General features: G+C 69.7%; 12 protein-coding genes. 4 read left to right on the top strand and 8 right to left on the bottom strand.

Annotation, left to right across the window (positions count from 1 at the left end):
* Position 1: 1 nt before the first annotated feature.
* From TSH58p_RS21915 to TSH58p_RS21895, 4 genes are all read right to left on the bottom strand, one after another.
* On the bottom strand, positions 2 to 511 hold the full coding sequence (locus TSH58p_RS21915; RefSeq protein WP_109069493.1) for a TRAP transporter small permease: 510 nt from the start codon (positions 509 to 511) through the stop codon (positions 2 to 4).
* 157 nt (positions 512 to 668) lie between these two features.
* Positions 669 to 1,655: a TRAP transporter substrate-binding protein gene (locus TSH58p_RS21905; protein WP_109069491.1), complete on the bottom strand. Its 987-nt coding sequence runs from the start codon at positions 1,653 to 1,655 to the stop codon at positions 669 to 671.
* 1 nt (position 1,656) lies between these two features.
* On the bottom strand, positions 1,657 to 2,520 hold the full coding sequence (locus TSH58p_RS21900; RefSeq protein WP_109069490.1) for a putative hydro-lyase: 864 nt from the start codon (positions 2,518 to 2,520) through the stop codon (positions 1,657 to 1,659).
* Between the two features lie 43 nt (positions 2,521 to 2,563).
* Complete coding sequence (locus tag TSH58p_RS21895) at positions 2,564 to 3,526, bottom strand: LysR family transcriptional regulator (protein ID WP_109069489.1); 963 nt, start codon at positions 3,524 to 3,526, stop codon at positions 2,564 to 2,566.
* 163 nt (positions 3,527 to 3,689) lie between these two features.
* Between TSH58p_RS21895 and TSH58p_RS21890 the strand changes: the two genes are divergently transcribed.
* Positions 3,690 to 4,874 (top strand): efflux RND transporter periplasmic adaptor subunit, encoded by a 1,185-nt coding sequence (locus tag TSH58p_RS21890; protein WP_247873971.1) that lies wholly within the window; start codon positions 3,690 to 3,692, stop codon positions 4,872 to 4,874.
* The gene (locus TSH58p_RS21885; protein WP_109069487.1) at positions 4,871 to 7,993 is read left to right on the top strand and encodes an efflux RND transporter permease subunit; all 3,123 of its coding nucleotides are present in this window, start codon (positions 4,871 to 4,873) and stop codon (positions 7,991 to 7,993) included. The genes TSH58p_RS21890 and TSH58p_RS21885 overlap by 4 nt, the downstream gene beginning before the upstream one ends.
* A 54-nt stretch (positions 7,994 to 8,047) precedes the next feature.
* Here TSH58p_RS21885 and TSH58p_RS21880 read toward each other — a convergent pair whose 3' ends face one another.
* On the bottom strand, positions 8,048 to 8,956 hold the full coding sequence (locus TSH58p_RS21880; protein ID WP_109069486.1) for a LysR substrate-binding domain-containing protein: 909 nt from the start codon (positions 8,954 to 8,956) through the stop codon (positions 8,048 to 8,050).
* Positions 8,957 to 9,057: 101 nt separating this feature from the next.
* Here TSH58p_RS21880 and TSH58p_RS21875 point away from each other — a divergent pair, with 101 nt between their 5' ends.
* Positions 9,058 to 9,807 carry a sulfite exporter TauE/SafE family protein gene (locus tag TSH58p_RS21875; RefSeq protein WP_109069571.1) on the top strand — a complete coding sequence of 250 codons (750 nt, stop codon included), beginning with the start codon at positions 9,058 to 9,060 and terminating at the stop codon, positions 9,805 to 9,807.
* Positions 9,808 to 9,810: 3 nt separating this feature from the next.
* Here TSH58p_RS21875 and TSH58p_RS21870 read toward each other — a convergent pair whose 3' ends face one another.
* The 3 genes from TSH58p_RS21870 to TSH58p_RS21860 are packed head-to-tail and all read right to left on the bottom strand — an operon-like array spanning position 9,811 to position 14,790.
* Positions 9,811 to 12,957 carry an efflux RND transporter permease subunit gene (locus tag TSH58p_RS21870; protein ID WP_109069485.1) on the bottom strand — a complete coding sequence of 1,049 codons (3,147 nt, stop codon included), beginning with the start codon at positions 12,955 to 12,957 and terminating at the stop codon, positions 9,811 to 9,813.
* A gap of 16 nt (positions 12,958 to 12,973) precedes the next feature.
* Positions 12,974 to 14,134, bottom strand: coding sequence for an efflux RND transporter periplasmic adaptor subunit (locus TSH58p_RS21865; RefSeq protein WP_109069484.1), 1,161 nt, complete (start codon positions 14,132 to 14,134; stop codon positions 12,974 to 12,976).
* The gene (locus TSH58p_RS21860) at positions 14,131 to 14,790 is read right to left on the bottom strand and encodes a TetR/AcrR family transcriptional regulator (RefSeq protein WP_094302495.1); all 660 of its coding nucleotides are present in this window, start codon (positions 14,788 to 14,790) and stop codon (positions 14,131 to 14,133) included. Before TSH58p_RS21860 ends, TSH58p_RS21865 begins: the two co-directional genes overlap by 4 nt.
* Before the next feature lie 342 nt (positions 14,791 to 15,132).
* On the opposite strand from TSH58p_RS21860, the gene TSH58p_RS21855 reads away from it, so the two are divergent.
* Complete coding sequence (locus TSH58p_RS21855; protein ID WP_109069483.1) at positions 15,133 to 16,215, top strand: lytic transglycosylase domain-containing protein; 1,083 nt, start codon at positions 15,133 to 15,135, stop codon at positions 16,213 to 16,215.
* Positions 16,216 to 16,356 lie beyond the last annotated feature (141 nt).

Genomic DNA, 16,356 nt, shown 5'->3' with positions numbered 1-16,356 from the left:
GTCAGCCCTCGCTCTGCATGCCGGCGCTTTGGTAGGACGCCTCGCGTCCCTGGATCACCGCCAGCAGGTCGTCCAGGAAGGCGATCACGAGGATCACCAGCCCGACGCCCATGGCGGCCTGCGGAATCCACAGCGGGATGGGCAGAACCCCCTGTCCCAGATCGCCGAAGTCGTAGGAATCGTAGGTCATGCGCAGCCAGTACCACGCGAAATAGCCGCTGAGCGCCGTGCCGAAGCCGAGGCAGATCAGCTCCACGAGCCGGCGGGGCCCGCCGCGCAGCCGGTCGACCAGCACGCCGACGCGGATGTGCGCGCCGCGGCGCAGCGCCGGACCCAGCATCAGGAAGAAGGAGGCGGCCATGCAGTAGCCGGCCAACTCGTCGGCTCCCGGCACCATGCGGTTGGCCAGCCGGGCGAACACCTGGGACACGATCAGCACGGCGATCAGCACCAGGAACACCGCGCCCAGGATCTCGGCGGCGCGGTAAAGGAAGGTCAATGCGGTGCGCATGGAGCGACCACCTCCGGGTAGGGCGGGGGGTGTTTTTTGTGGTGGTGGGCGTGTTGCCCCCACCCCGGCCCTCCCCCGCTGACGCAGGGGAGGGAGTTCAAATCCCCTCCCCTGCGAAGCGGGGGAGGGTTAGGGTGGGGGCAAGCGTCGCCGCCGCTTACTTCCGGAACGCCGAAACGATCGCCTCGCCGTCGGCGCCGGCGGCCTTGGTCCACTCCTCGGTCATCGTCTTGCCGATGGCGGCGAAGCCGTCCTTGATCGCCGGGGACGGGGTCAGCACCTTCATGCCGTTGCCGGACAGCGTCTTGTTCAGCTCCGCCGTCTTCTTCTCCCACTCGGTCCAGCCGGTGGCCTCGGCCTTGGCGGCGGCCTGCTCGACGGCCTTCTTCGTGGCGTCGTCCAGGCCCTTCCAGACCTCGGTGCTGACGAACACCATGTTGCGCGGCAGCCAGGCCTGCACGTCGTAATAGACGTTCACGAAGTCCCATGCCTTGGTGTCGACGCCGGTGGCGGCGGAGGTCATCATGGCGGTGACGATGCCGGTGCCGAAGGCCTGCGACACCTCGGCGGCCTCGATCTTGGTCGGCACGGCGCCGGCCAGCTCGGCGATGCGGGTGGTCGCCGGGTTGTAGGCGCGGAACTTCTGCCCCTTCAGATCGGCGACGGAGGCGATCTCCTGCTTCACGTAGAGGCCCTGCGGCGGCCACGGAATCGAGTAGAGGAGCTTCAGGCGCTGACGCTCCAGCTTCTTCTCCAGGTAGGGCTTCGACACCTCGTAGAGCTTCTTCGAGGCGGCGAAGTCGGTCGCCAGGAAGGGCACGGAATCGAGGCCGTAGAGCGGGTCCTCGTTCGCCCAGGAGCTGATGAGCACCTCGCCGATCTGGGCCTGGCCCGACTGGACCGCGCGCTTAATCTCCGGATGCTTGACCAGCGAGCCGTTGGAATGGACGGTGATCAGGATCTTGCCGTTTGTCGCCGCCTTCACGTCCTCGGCGAACTGGCGCACCGTGATGGTGTGCAGGTTCGTGTCGGGGTAGGGGGTCGGCATGTCCCAGGTCTCGGCGAAGGCCGCGACCGGGGTGGCGCAGAGGCCGACGCCGAAGGCGGCGGCGGCGAGGCGGGTACGCAGGGTGATCGCGGTCATGTCATGAAGCTCCCTGTTCTTGTCTGAAGAGTTGCGCGACCGTAGGGGACACGCCCTCCAGCTCGGCGTTCAGCCGGTCGGTGACCAGCATGTGTCCGGGGCTGTGGGCGATGGCGAAGGGCAGGCGGGCGGCGGCGAGCGCCACCTGGGGGGTGACCCCGCAGGCCCAGAAGACGGGGACCTCGCCGGGGCCGAGCGGAACGGCGTCGCCGAACTCCGGCCGCGACAGGTCGCGGATGCCGAGCGCCGCCGGGTCGCCGATGTGCACCGGCGCGCCGTGGACGGCGGCGTAGCGCCCGGTCACCGCGGCGGCGCGTTCGGCCTGCGCGGGCGTCATCGGGCGCATCGACACGACCATCCGGCCGGCGAAGGGCGGGACGGCCACGCAGTCCCGGTCGGTCACGTACATCGGCACGTTGCAGCCGCGCTCGATGTGGCGGACCGGCAGGCCGGCGGCGAGCAGGGCCTCCTCGAAGGAGAAGGAGCAGCCGATGGCGAAGGCGACCAGATCGTCGCGCCAGACCGACAGCAGGTTCTCCGGCTCCTCCGCCAGCAGGCCATCGCGGTAGACGCGGTAGCGCGGGAAGTCGGTGCGCAGGTCGAGGTCCGCGCCAAGCTCCGCGAAGCGGTGGTCGCCGGGCTTCGACACGGCCAGCAGAGGGCAGGGCACCGGATTGGCGCGGCAGAAGCGTTCGAAGGCGGGAGCCACCGCTGCGGGGACGATGGCGAGGTTTGCCTGCACATGGCCGGGCGCCAGTCCGGCGGTCGGCCCGCGATGCTCTCCCCGGCGGATCGCCAGACGGGCCAGCAGGGCGGCGGTAGCGGTGCCGGGCGGAGATGAGGTGTTTGGGGTCACGGACTGCATGGCGGGCAAAACCTCGGTGACCGGACTGTTGTGTCCTAAGGGTTCACGCATCCGTCCGATCCGTCAAATTTTCATTTTGGATCGTTTGCGATAAACGGCGTTTATCAGTGGGCGCCCCATGCCGTTGCGCCCGCACGATCTCCAAGGCCATGTCGGCCACGATGGGCACCAGCGGGTTGTCGCTGTCCACCGGGTGGCAGATGGTGAAGTCGAGGTCGGGCAGCGGGTCCTCCGCCGGGATCAGCCGCAGCAGCCCCTCGGCCAGTTCGCGCTCGATCACCGCGGGCGGGATGGCGCTGATGCCGATGCCGTCCAGGGTCATCCGCACGATGCTGGCGAGCGAGCTGTTGCCGTAGAAGCGCAGCGGCGGCAGGCCGGGCCGCTTGAACATCTGCTGGATGGCCACCGACGGCTTGGTCTGGCGGGAAAAGGTGATGACCGGATAGCGCGCCAGATCGGCCAGCCCCAGCCGCCCGGCGGGCAGGTCAAGCGACGGGCTGGCCACCCAGGCCATGGGGTAGCTGCTCAGCGCGTGGTTGCGCATGTCCGGCTCTGCCACCGGTCCCAGCATGAAGGCGATGTCGAGGTCGTGCGCCAGCAGCCCGTTGCGCAGGTGGATGGAGGTGTCGACCTCGATCTCCAGGCTGACCAGCGGGAAGCGGTTGTGCAGCCGCTCGATCAGCCGGCTCAGCCAGGTGTGGACGATGGTTTCCGCCACGCCCAGCCGGATCAGCCCGCGCAGGGTCGTCGATTCGGCGACCGCGTGCACCAGCTCGGCCTGGAGCGTCAGCATCCGCTCGGCGTGGTCCAGCAGTTCCATGCCCTTCAGCGTCAGGGTGACCCGCCGCGTGCCGCGGTTGAACAGCTGGACGCCCAGCTCCTTTTCCAGCTGGGCGATGCGGGCGGAGATGGCCGGCTGGGTGGTGTTCAGCCGCCCAGCCGCGGCGCGGAAGCCGCCCAGACGGGCGATCCACACGAAGGCTTCCAAGTTCTTTAGGTCCAGCATCGCCGAATCGCTCCGCAGCCCATAGCCGCTGTTACAGTCTGTTACCAATTGGCTGTAGGATGGACATTAACCTGCAAAGCCTCTCCTGCGATAATGGGCCGCATTGCCTTGTGGCAGGATGGTGCGCTCCGGCCGGACCGGGCAGCCCTACCGGGAGTTCGATGTGACGAAACGCATAGTGCTGTTTGCGCTCCTGCTGGCCGCGCTGATCGGTGGCGGCTACTGGTACACGCACCGGGCGGGCGGGGCCGACGCGCAGACCGCGAAGGCCGCCACCCCGGCGGGACCGCGCGCGCTGCCGGTGGTCATCCAGGCGGCCGAGAGGCGCGCGGTGCCGGAGCGGCTGGGCACCATCGGCTCGGTCCAGCCGGTGGCCGCCATCGCCATCAAGGCACGCGTCGATTCGGTCGTCGAGACGGTCCACTTCACCGAGGGGCAGGAGGTGAAGGCGGGCGACCTGCTGTTCACCCTCGACTCCCGCGCGCTGGAGGCGCAGCTCCGTCAGGCCCAGGCCAATCTGGAGCGCGACCGCGCCAATCTCGACAAGGCGCGCGGCGACGTGAAGCGCTACGAGCAGCTCGTCCGCTCCAACACCGTGGCCCGCCAGCAGTACGACGCCGCCGTGGCCGCCGCCGACGCGCTGGAGGCCACGGTGAAGGCCGGTCAGGCGGCCATCGAGGCGGCCAAGGTGTCGCTCAGCTTCACCCGCATCACCGCCCCCATGGACGGGCGCACCGGCGCCGTGAACGCCAAGCCCGGCACGATGGTGCGCGGGGCGGACGCCACGCCGCTGGTCACGCTGACCCAGCTCCGCCCGATCACCGTCGCCTTCAACGTTCCGGAACGCCACCTGCCGACCATCCGCGCGGCGATGGAGACGAGCACGCTGGCGGTCACCGCCGGCATTCCCGGCGCCGCCGTTCCCCCGGCCGAGGGCGTCCTGAACTTCGTGGACAGCCAGGTCGACCAGCAGACCGGCACGATCCTGGTGAAGGGCCAGTTCACCAACGCCGACACCCGGCTGTGGCCCGGCCAGTTCGTCGATGTGGTCCTGACCCTGCGGGTCGAGCCGCAGGCCCTGACCCTGCCGGAGGAGGCGGTGCAGACCGGCCAGCAGGGCCGGTTCGTCTATGTGGTCAAGCCGGACGACACGGTGGAGATCCGCAACATCGCCGTGGCGCGCAGCCAGGACGGCCTCGTCGTCATCGCCGACGGGCTTCAGGCCGGTGAGCGCGTGGTGGTCGATGGCCAGTCCCGCCTCTATCCCGGCGCCAAGGTCGCCGCCGCCAAGAACGGCGGCAAGGAGGGCGCCAACGGCAAGGCTCCGCTCACCGGAGGCGCGTCATGACCCTCTCGGAGCTGTGCATCCGCCGTCCGGTGATGACCATCCTGTTGACGGCGGCGCTGGTTCTGGGGGGCCTCGCGGCCTACCGCCAGTTGCCCGTCGCGGCGCTGCCGCGGGTCGACTTCCCGGTCATCAACGTCTCCGCCACGCTGCCCGGCGCCAGCCCGGAGACCATGGCGGCTTCGGTCGCCAGCCCGCTGGAGCGCGAGTTCTCGACCATCGCCGGCATCGACACGATCACCTCGACGTCGAGCCTCGGCAACACCTCCATCACCATCCAGTTCGTTCTGGAGCGCGACATCGACGCCGCCGCCCAGGACGTGCAGGCGGCCATCGCCCGCACCCAGCGCCGCCTGCCGGCGGAGATGACCACCGCGCCCAGCTACCGCAAGGTGAACCCGGCCGACCAGCCGGTGCTGATGCTGGCGCTCTCGTCGCCGACGCTGACGCTGTCCTCGCTGAACGACTTCGCGGAAACCGCGGTCCAGCCCAAGGTCGCCACCCTGCCGGGCGTCGCCCAGGTGCAGATCTACGGCGCGCAGAAATACGCCGTGCGCGTGCAGGTGGACCCCAACGCGCTGGCGGTGCGCGGCATCGGCATCGACGAGCTTCAGAAGGCGCTGGCCGCCGCCAACGCCAACACCCCGGTCGGCACGCTGTCCGGCGCCAAGCAGCAGCTCGTCCTCGCCGCCAACCCGCAGCTTCCCGACGCCGAGGCCTTCCGCGGCCTGATCGTCGCCTACCGCAACGGCGCCCCGGTCCGGCTGGGCGACGTGGCGAACGTGCTGGACAGCGTGGAGAACGCCCGCACGGCGAGCTGGCACAACGGCACCCGCGCAATCGTCATGGCCGTGCAGCGCCAGCCCGACGCCAACACGGTGGACGTGGTGGACCGGGTGCGCAACCTGCTGCCCACTTTCCGCGCGCAGCTTCCGCCCAGCGCGAAGGTGGAGGTGGTGAACGACCGTTCCACCTCGATCCGCGAGGCGGTGGAGGACGTGCAGTTCACGCTGGGCCTGACCATCGCGCTGGTCGTGCTGGTCATCTTCCTGTTCCTGCGCCGGCTGACGGCGACGATGATCCCGGCGCTGACCGTCCCGATCTCGCTGATCGCGACGGCGGGCGGGATGCATCTGATGGGCTTCTCCATCGACAACATCTCGCTGATGGCGCTGACGCTGGCGGTCGGCCTCGTCGTCGATGACGCCATCGTGATGATGGAGAACATCGTCCGCTACGTCGAAGAGGGGATGCAGCCCTTCGAGGCGGCCCTGAAGGGCTCGCGCGAGATCGGCTTCACCATCATCTCCATCACCGTGTCGCTGGTGGCGGTCTTCATCCCGATCCTGCTGATGGGCGGTGTGGTCGGGCGTGTCTTCCACGAGTTCGCCCTGGTGGTGACCATGGCGATCAGCGCGTCGGCCTTCGTGGCGCTGACCCTGACACCGATGATGTGCGCGCGCATGCTGACCCACGAGCCGCACGGCGCCAAGGAGGGCTGGTTCGGGCGCGTCCTGGAGGGCGGGTTCAGCGCGCTGCACCGCGGCTACGCCGTGACCCTGCGGCTGGCGCTGAGGCACCGCCCGGTGATGGGGCTCGTCATGATCGCGACGGTGGTCGGCTCCGCCCTGCTGTTCCAGGCGATCCCCAAGGGCTTCTTCCCGACCGAGGACATCGGCCAGATCACCGTCTCGACGGAGGCGGCCCCCGACATCTCCTTCCCGGCCATGGCCGAGCGGCAGCAGGAGGTGGCGCGGATCATCCAGGCCCACCCGGCGGTGGCCGACATGACCTCGTCGGTCGCCATCGGCGGCAATTCGGTCAACACCGGCCGCATGTTCGTCGTGCTGAAGCCGCGCGCCGAGCGCCCGCCGGCGGGCGAGGTGATCCAGCAGCTTCGCCGCCAGCTCGCCGGCATTCCCGGCATGGCGGTCTACATGCAGCCGGTGCAGAATCTGCGCATCGGCGGCCGTTCGTCCAAGAACGAGTTCCAGTACACGATCCAGGGCCTGAACACGGAGGAGCTTTACGCCTGGTCCGGACGGCTGGAGCGGGCGATGCACGACATCCCGATCCTTCAGGACGTGACCAGCGACCTCCAGCTCAACAGCCCACAGGCCTATGTGCATGTGGACCGGGAGAAGGCCGCCACGCTGGGCATCGGCATCGATCAGGTGCGTTCCACCCTCTACAGCGCCTTCGGCCAGCGGCAGGTCTCGACGATCTACACGCCGACCAACGACTATCAGGTGCTGATCGAGCTGGCGCCGAAGTACCAGCAGGACGACAACGCCCTGTCGCGCATCTATGTGCGCTCCGGCTCCGGCAAGCTGGTGCCGCTGGATGCCTTCGCCAGCGTGCAGCGCACCGCCGGGCCGCTGACGGTCAACCATCAGGGCCAGCTTCCCGCCGTCACCCTGTCCTTCAACGTGGCGCCCGGCCATTCGCTGGGCGAGGCGGTGAACGCCGTCCGGCAGGCGGAGCTTGAGATGGCCCTGCCGCCGGGCATCACCACCGGCTTCGCCGGCACCGCCCAGGTGTTCGAGGACGCGCAGAAGAGCCAGGGTCTGCTGCTGCTGGCGGCGGTGCTGGTGATCTACATCGTTCTCGGCGTGCTGTACGAGAGCTTCATCCACCCGCTGACCATCCTGTCCGGCCTGCCGTCCGCGGCCATCGGGGCGCTCGCCACGCTGATGGTGTTCGGGCAGGAGCTGAGCGTCATCGCGATCATCGGCATCCTGATGCTGATCGGCATCGTGAAGAAGAACGCGATCATGATGATCGACTTCGCCATCGACGCGCAGCGCAACCAGGGCATGACCGCGCGCGAGGCGATCGAGCAGGCCTGTCTGCTGCGCTTCCGCCCGATCATGATGACGACGATGGCGGCGATCATGGGCACCCTGCCCATCGCCGTGGCCCACGGCGCCGCCGCGGAGCTTCGCCAGCCGCTCGGCCTCGCGGTGGTCGGCGGCCTGTGCGTGTCGCAGATCCTGACCCTCTACATCACGCCGGTGCTGTTCCTCTACATGGAGGACGCCGGCAACGCGGTCACCCGCCTGTGGAAGCGCCGCGGCGGAGTCGCCCCGGAGGCGCCGCACCCGGTGCCGGGAGCGGAATGAGGGAACGCCATCCCGCTCCTCGGAGCGATTCCCCTCTCCCCTCCGGGGAGAGGGTCAGGGTGAGGGGGTTGCGCATGGCGGTACGCCCGCCAGCCGCTTCACCAACTCGCGGCTGTGGCCGGGCAGGGCGTCCAGCCGGCGGACGCAGACGACCAGCGAGCGCACCGCCCAGGGATCGGTGAGGCGCACCGTGCGGATCTTCGTGAAGCGGCGGCAGCGTTTCGCCGAGGCTTCCGGGACGATGCCGAGCCCCACCCCCTGCTCGACCATCCGGCAGATCCCGTCGAAGCCTCGCACGCGCACGCGCAGCTTCAGCGGGTGGCCGGCGCGGATGGCGTGCTCGTTGATGTGCTGCTGAAGGGCGTTGCGCGCCGCCAGCCCGACGAAATCCTCCTCCAGAACCTCGCGCAAGGCGACGTTGCGGCGGTTCGCCAGCGGGTGGCCGTGCGGCGTGACCAGCACCATGCGGTCGGTGCGGAAGGGAAAGGCCTCAAGTCCCGACAGGTCGGCGTGGTCGGACACCACCCCGGCGTCGGCCAGCCCCTCCGCAACCGCCCGCACGATCTCGTGGCTGGGCCTCTCCTCCAGATCTATGTCGATGTTCGGGTGGGCGGCCAGGAAGGGCGCCAGGGCCTCGGGCAGGAATTCGGCCAGGGCGGCGGTGTTGGACAGCAGCCGGACATGCCCCTTCAGCCCCTTCGCGTAATCGCCCAGCTCGCCCCGCATCCGCTCCACCTGCTGGAGGAGAAGCCGGGCGTGGTGGACGAGCGCCTGTCCCGCCGGGGTCGGGCTGACGCCGCGCCGCCCGCGCTCCAGCAGCGGCACGCCGAGCGTCTCCTCCATGCCGCGGATGCGCGCGCTCGCGGAGGCGAGGGCGAGGTGCGTGCGCTCCGCGCCGTGGGTGATGCTCTCCGCCTCCGCCACGTTCAGGAACAGCCGCAGGTCGGTCAGGTCGAAGCGCATGGGCGCGGTCTCCGGCGGAGGTTCAGCCTTCGTTGGAGCCGAAGGCTGGCTGCGTGACATCCACATTGCCGGAAGCCGTCGCCGGGCTTCAAGTGGTGATCATGACCGACCTTCCTCTCCTCATCGTCGCCGCCATGGCCTTCACCTTCCTGCTGGCCGGGTTCGTCAAGGGCATGATCGGCCTGGGCCTGCCGACCGTCGCCATGGGTCTGCTCGGCCTCGTCATGCCGCCCGCCGAGGCGGCGGTGATCCTCATCGTGCCTTCGCTGGTGACGAATCTCTGGCAGTTGGCCTTCGGCCCCGGCCTGGGCGCCACCATCGAGCGGTTCTGGCCGATGATGCTGGGGATCACGCTGGGCACCTGGGCCGGGGCGGGGCTGCTGGCCGGCGCCTCCTCGGGGCAGGCTGCCGCGGCGTTGGGCGGAGCGCTGGCGCTCTACGCCGTGGCCGGTCTGGTGAAGCTGCCGCTGCGGGTGCCGCCGGCTGCGGAATCCTGGCTGTCGCCGCTGGTCGGCGTGGCGACCGGGGTGGTGACGGCGGCAACCGGGGTCTTCGTCATCCCCGCCGTGCCCTACCTCCAGGCGCTGGAGCTGGAGCGCGACCGGCTGATCCAGGCGCTCGGCCTGTCCTTCACGGTGTCCACTCTGGCGCTGGCCGCCGGGCTGGCGCAGCACGGGCTGTTCGACGGCACGCTGGCCTGGGGATCACTGGCGTCGCTGCTGCCGGCCCTGGCCGGGATGGCGCTCGGCCAGAGCCTCCGCCGGCGGGTGCGGGCGGAGGTGTTCCGGCGCTGCTTCTTCCTCGGTCTGCTGGCGCTCGGGCTGTTCCTGCTGCTGGAGCATCTGGGGTGATGACTACTCCGCCGCCGTGCCCTGTGCCGCCGTGCCGTGCGCCACGGCGTCCGGGTCCTTGTGGGCGAACCAGCGCTTGAGGCGCCGGGACAGCGCGTCGAGGTAGGTGAGGATCACCGGGACCACCAGCAGGGTGAGCAGGGTGGAGCTGATGAGGCCGCCGATCACCGCGTGGGCCATGGGCGCCCGCTGCTGCGCGCCCTCGCCGATGCCGAGCGCCAGCGGGATCATGCCGAAGATCATCGCCATGGTGGTCATGACGATGGGCCGCAGGCGGATGATGCCGGCCTCCACCACCGCGTCGCGCAGGTCCACCCCACGGGCGCGGGCCTGGTTGGCGAAGTCGACCAGCAGGATGGCGTTCTTGGTCACCAGACCCATCAGCATGATGAAGCCGATGGCGCTGAAGATGTTCAGCGTCGACCCGGCGACGAGAAGCCCCAGGAACACCCCGACCAGCGACAGCGGCAGCGACATCATGATCGCGATGGGCTGGAGGAAGCTGCCGAACTGCGAGGCCAGGATCAGGTAGATCAGGATCACCGCCAGCAGCAGCGCCTGGGTAGCGTAGGCCGACGTCTCGGCGATGTCCTTGGTCGAGCCGCCGAAGACGATGCGGTAGCCGGGCGGCAGCTTGATCTCCGCGATGGCCGCCTGAAGCTCCTTGCCGGCGTCGCCGGCCGGACGGCCCTGGACGTTGGCCTGCACGTTCACCTCGCGCGACAGGTCGCGGCGGTTGATCTGCGAGGCGCCGAGCGTCGTCTCGACCCGGCTGACCTGCGACAGCGGCACCATGCGCGGCGCCCCCTCGGCGTCGTTGGAGCCGGTCAGGTAGATGCGGTCGAGGTCGGCGCGGCCCACCCGGTCGTTTTCCGGCAGGCGGACCAGAACGTCGTAGGTCTCGCCGTCCGGCGCCTTCCAGGTGGACACCTTGTCCCCGGCGAAGAGGGGGCGCAGCGTGTTCGCCACCTGCGCCGTCCCGACGCCGAGATCGCTCGCCAGATCGCGCTCCAGCCGCACCGACAGGGTCGGCTTGGCGGCCTTCAGGCTGACGTCCACGTCCACGAAGCCGCGGATGCCGGCCATGGCGGCGGTCACCTGCTTGCCGATGCGGTCCAGCTCCGCGATGTCGCGGCCCTGGACGGACACCTGGATCTGCTTCTGCACGCCGCCGACGCCGGGGATGCCGATGCCGATCTGGACGCCGGGGATCGCCGACAGCCGCTCGCGCAGCGGCGGGGCCAGCGTGTTCGGCGTGCGCGTGCGCTGGTCGATCGGCTTCAGCCGGACATAGACGCTGCCCCGGTTCTTGCCGACCGACGCGCCCGTGTTGACCGTGGAGTAGGTGTAGGCGACCTCCGGAAACTCGCGGATCGCCGCCTCCACCTGCCGCAGCTTGGCCGCCGTGTAGTCGAGCGAGGAGCCGACCGGCGTCTCCACATCGACGATGGATTCCCCGAGGTCGGCGGCGGGGACGAACTCCACGCCGATGCGCGGCACCAGGAAGAAGCTGCCGACGAAGATCCCGAGCGCCATCAGCAGGACCAGCCAGCGCCAGCGCAGCGCCCAGCGCAGCGTCCGGCCATAGACCCGCGCCAGCGCGTCGAAGGCGGCCTGGAACCCCGCCGCGAAGCGACCGAAGACGCCGCGCCCGTGCCGCCCATGGGCCGCCGGGTCGTACCACAGGCTGGACAGCATCGGGTCCAGCGTGAAGGACACGAACAGCGAGATCAGCACCGCCGCCGACACGGTGATGCCGAACTGCAGGAAGAAGCGCCCGATGATGCCGCCCATGAAGGCGACGGGCAGGAACACCGCGACGATGGTCAGCGTGGTCGCCAGGACCGCCAGCCCGATCTCCTTGGTGCCGTCCAGCGCCGCCTGCCGGTGCCCCTGGCCCTTGCCGAGGTGGCGCATGATGTTCTCGCGCACCACGATGGCGTCGTCGATCAGGATGCCGATGGCCAGCGACAGCGCCATCAGCGTCATCGTGTTCAGCGTGAAGCCGAAGGCCGCCAGAACGCCGAAGGTGCCCATCACCGCCACCGGCAGGGTCAGCGCCGTGATCACCGTGCTGCGCCAGGACCCCAGGAAGATCATGACGATGGCGATGGTCAGCACGCCGCCCTCGACCAGCGTGCGCTGCACGTTGCTCAGCGAATTGGTGATCCCGCGCGAGGTGTCGCGCACCACCTCCAGGGCGACGTCGGAGGGCAGGGAGCCGTCGCGGCGAAGCTCGTCCAGCGCCTTGTAGAGGCCGCGCGCCACCTCCACCGTGTTGGAGCCCTGGATCTTCACCACATCGACGGCCAGCGCCGGCTGTCCGTTGAACAGGGCGACGGAGTCCTGCTCCTCCTGGCCGTCCAGCACCTCGGCGACCTGGCGCAGCCGCACCGGCTCGCCGCCGCGGCGCGTGACGATGATGTCGAGAAGCTCCCGCGGGTTGATCACCCGCCCGTCCACCTGGACGACGCGCTCCGCCCCGTTGCCCGAGACGGTGCCGGCGGGGATGTCCTGGTTCTCGTCGCGGATCGCCTTGAGCACCTGATCGACGCCGACGCCCAGCGCCTCCAGCCGTTCGGGGCGCAGCCGCACCTGGACCTGCCGCTTGACCCCGCCGGCGATGGTCGCCCGACCGACGCCGCGCACGTTCTGCAGGCGCTTCAGGACGATCTGGTCGGTCATGGTGGTCAGGTCGCGCAAGCTGCGGATGTCCGACTTGACCGCGAGCGAGAGGATGGGCTGGTCGTCCGGGTTGAAACGGGTGATCTGCGGGTCCTTCACCTCGTCCCGGAACTTGGGGCGCAGGGCCGACACCTTCTCGCGCACGTCCTGCAACGCCTGGGTGGAGGCGGTCTTCAGGTCGAACTCGGCGATCACCACCGACTGGCTCTCATAGGAGCGGGAGGTCAGCGTCTTGATGCCGGCGATGGTGTTGACCGCGTCCTCGATGGGGCGGGTGACGTCGGTCTCGACCGATTCCGGGCTGGCGCCGGGATATTCGGTGGAGACGACGACCAGCGGGAAATCCACGTCCGGAAACTGGTCGACGCCCAGCCGGTTGTAGGAGAACAGGCCCAGCACCATCAGCGCCACCATCATCATGGTGGCGAAGACGGGGTTGTCGACGCTGATGCGGGTGATCGGCATGGCGCGGCGCGTTCCCTTACGAACCCATGACCTTGACGGCCCGCCCGGCGGTCAGGCCGGGCAGGGGGGCGGTCACCGCCAGATCGCCGTCGGCCAGCCCGCGCACCTCCACGAGATCGCCGCGCGACCAGGCGCCGAGCACCTCGACCTTGCGGCGCTCCACCCGGCCCCCGGAGACGACCAGCACGAAGTCGCCGTCCTGGTCGTGGCGGACGGCGGCCGGGGGCAGGGCGAAGGCGCCCTCCACCTCGTCCACCACCGCGTCGCCCGCGGCGAACATGCCGCCGCGCAAACTGCCGTCGGCGTTGTCCAGGACGATGTAGACGGGGATGGCGCGGGTGCCGGCGCGGGCCATCGGGTTGATGCGGGCGATCTGGCCGACGAAGTCCCGCTCGCCGAAGCCCTCGACGCGCAGCCGCACCGTCTGGCCGGGCTTCAGCCGGGCCACGTCGTCGGCGGGCACCGCCGCCTCGACCTCGACACGGCTGAGATCGACGACGGAGAACATCTTGGCGTTGATGGCCAGCGTCTCGCCGGGGTTGACCGCGCGTTCGGCCACCGTTCCGTCGATCGGGCTCGCCACCACCGCGTCGCGCAGCGCCTTGCGGGCGAGGTCCACCTGGGCCTCCAGCGCCGAAACGGTGGCCTGCTGGAAGCGGAAGGTGCTCTGCGCCTGATCCATGTTGGTTTCCGACACGATGTCCTTCTGGCGCAGCGCCAGATTCTTGGCGCGGGTCTTGTCGGCCAGAACGAGCTGCGCCTTGGCGCCTTCCAGATTGCTCAGCTTCTCGTCCAGCTTGGCCTGAAGCTCCACCGTGTCGAAGCGGGCCAGCACCTGCCCCTTCCGGACGGCCTGCCCCTCGCGCACCGGCACCTCGACCAGCCGGGCGGCGACCTCCGACTTCACCATGGACTGTTCCATCGGCTTCACGGAGCCGCTGAGCCGCACCAGCTCGGTCAGGCGGCGCGGGGCCATGCGGGTCAGCTCGATCGGCGACAGCTCCACCGCCCGTTCCGCCGGGGGCAGGCCGGCCGCGGCGGGAGCCACCGCGTCGTGGCTGCTCGTGGTCTTCCAGGCGACGCCACCCGCGGCCAGCGCCCCGACGATCAGAAGGGGCAGCAGCAGGCGGCGCCGCGGCTTGGCGGCGGGACCATCGGAACGGGCGGCGTCGATCATGGGGTGCGGTCCTTGGGTTCGGCCCTCAGCCCGTTGAGGACGAGGTCGAGATAGGCGTCGAGATAGGATTCGGCGGAGGCCGCGGCGGGGTCCGGCTCGAACGGCCGCAGCGAGTGGTTCCACAGCGACAGCATGCTGAGCGGAGCGGCGATGACGCGGGCCATCTGCTCCACGTCGACGGGCCGGAACTCCCCGCGCTCGATGCCGCGGCGCAGGATGCGCGCGAAGAAGCGCCGCCCGCGCAGGACGACCTCCTCCATGTAGAAGCGGGCGAGGTCGGGGAAGTTCTGCGCCTCGGCGATGACCAGCTTCGACAGCCCGGCGTTGGGGCTCTGCTCCATCTCCCAGAAGCCGCGGGCAAGGCCGCGCAGGAACTCCTCGCTGCTGCCGGTGAAGCTGTCGAGCAGATCCTCGCCCATCTGGAACTGCGGCAGGATGGATTGCCGGACGACGGCTTTGAACAGCCCTTCCTTGTTCTCGAAATAGAGGTAGGGCAGCCCGACGCTGACACCGGCCTTGCGGGCGACATGCTCCAGCTTGGTTGCGGCAAATCCGCGCGAGATGAACAGGTCGCGCGCCGCCTCGATCACCTCGGCGGGGCGGGCCTCCTTGCGCCGGGAGCGGCGGGACGGGGGAAGGGGAGAACTGTCGGGCATCGGTGCGCGGCTATAAATGAACGTTCATTCAATATGGAATGGCCTCTGAAAAGTCAAGCGGTTGCGAGGACCGCGGCGATCGGCCCTGCAAGTTTAGGGCGTGACAGGAATGGGTCTCTCGCCCGCCTCGGCAAAGATCGCAACAGTGTCAAATGGGACAGAAAAAGGGCGAATACGGATGAACAGCATTTGCCTGAAAACCATTCCAACGGGCTATGAAAAAGGGAAAGGCCGTGGAATCAGGACATTACACCCGCCTTGTTGCTTGACAGCCGACACCATTACATCGCAAAGAGAGGGTAACGCTTTCGATCTTTGTGCAACCAGCACGGACCCCTCCTCGTGGCTTATCGCGACTTCACCGCGGCCCGCGCCGCCGGTGCCGCCCTGATTCTCGCCCTCGGCTTGGCGGGTTGCGCCTCGAACGCTCCGGAAACGGCGGAGCTTGTCGTCAAGGCCCCGGAGGTGGCCGAAGTCCCGATTGATCCGAAGGATCCGCTCGGCCGCTGGGTCCCCCACATCCGCGAGGCGTCGGAACGGTTCGACGTGCCGGAGAAGTGGATCAGGGCCGTGATGATGCGCGAGAGCGGCGGGCGCTCCGTCGTGAACGGGCGCACCATCACCAGCCACGCCGGCGCCATCGGGCTGATGCAGGTGATGCCCGGCACCTACGACATGATGCGCACGCAATACGGGCTGGGGTCCGATCCGTCCGATCCGCGCGACAACATCCTGGCCGGCACCGCCTATCTGCGCGAGATGTACGACCTGTTCGGCGCGCCGGGCTTCCTCGCCGCCTACAATTGCGGCCCGGCCTGCTACGCCTCGCATCTGGCGGGCAAGCAGCGGTTGCCGCGGGAAACCCGGATGTACATCGCCGCCTTGACCCCAAATCTGCGCGGCGTGGCGCCCCGCGAACCGTCGCAGGCGGCGGGCGCCAGCGCAATCGAAGTCGCCATCGTTCCGGCGAGCGCCCCCACGACGACGCCCGTGGCGGTGGCCGCCAACAAGCCCGCCGCCAAGCCGGCGGCTCCGGAACCGGTCGCCGTCGCCGCGGTGGTGCCGGAACCGGTGGCGCCGGTGCCGCAGACCCCGGCTTCTCCGGCGCCGGTCGCCGTGGCCGCCCTGGAGCCCCGCCCGGCTCCGCTCGTGGTGGAGCCCACCGGTCGCGGCGAGGCCCGGCCGCCCGCGGAATTCGTCGCCGCCACCGACCGGGATGCGCCGGCCGCCGCCCGCTCCGGACGGACGCCGTCGCGGACGGTGGAAACCCTGGTCGCCGAGGCGATGCTGCCGCCCCACGCGGTCGGCAAGGGCGAGCGGGTGGTCATCCGCTTCGTGTCCCAGCGCAGCGGCGGCTGCGGCAGCCTGGAGGGCCGGGACCGCGTCTGCGTCGCCCTGGCCGGAGGGGAAGGCGCCGGCCTGTAACGGCCTCGCCCACTCCCGTTTCACAGCATCGGCAACAACCAGAGGCGGCGCCCACCGGACGGTCGGGCGCCGTCTTCGGTTTTCCACAATAGCCTCACACCCACATCCCCGAGCATATAGGTACTCAAACGATAAAGCCCC

The organism is Azospirillum sp. TSH58 (genome assembly GCF_003119115.1).
In the GTDB taxonomy this organism is placed as follows: Bacteria; Pseudomonadota; Alphaproteobacteria; order Azospirillales; family Azospirillaceae; genus Azospirillum.
The sequence above is the reverse complement of the archived record's forward strand: the minus strand, read 5'-3'. Positions and strand labels throughout refer to the sequence as shown.

Coding starts and splice junctions, on each gene's coding strand:
- TSH58p_RS21915 (WP_109069493.1), bottom strand. CDS start 511: ATGCGCACCGCATTGACCTTCCTTTACCGCGCCGCCGAGATCCTGGGC.
- TSH58p_RS21865 (WP_109069484.1), bottom strand. CDS start 14,134: ATGATCGACGCCGCCCGTTCCGATGGTCCCGCCGCCAAGCCGCGGCGC.
- TSH58p_RS21860 (WP_094302495.1), bottom strand. CDS start 14,790: ATGCCCGACAGTTCTCCCCTTCCCCCGTCCCGCCGCTCCCGGCGCAAG.
- TSH58p_RS21895 (WP_109069489.1), bottom strand. CDS start 3,526: ATGCTGGACCTAAAGAACTTGGAAGCCTTCGTGTGGATCGCCCGTCTG.
- TSH58p_RS21900 (WP_109069490.1), bottom strand. CDS start 2,520: ATGCAGTCCGTGACCCCAAACACCTCATCTCCGCCCGGCACCGCTACC.
- TSH58p_RS21875 (WP_109069571.1), top strand. CDS start 9,058: ATGACCGACCTTCCTCTCCTCATCGTCGCCGCCATGGCCTTCACCTTC.
- TSH58p_RS21880 (WP_109069486.1), bottom strand. CDS start 8,956: ATGCGCTTCGACCTGACCGACCTGCGGCTGTTCCTGAACGTGGCGGAG.
- TSH58p_RS21870 (WP_109069485.1), bottom strand. CDS start 12,957: ATGCCGATCACCCGCATCAGCGTCGACAACCCCGTCTTCGCCACCATG.
- TSH58p_RS21885 (WP_109069487.1), top strand. CDS start 4,871: ATGACCCTCTCGGAGCTGTGCATCCGCCGTCCGGTGATGACCATCCTG.
- TSH58p_RS21905 (WP_109069491.1), bottom strand. CDS start 1,655: ATGACCGCGATCACCCTGCGTACCCGCCTCGCCGCCGCCGCCTTCGGC.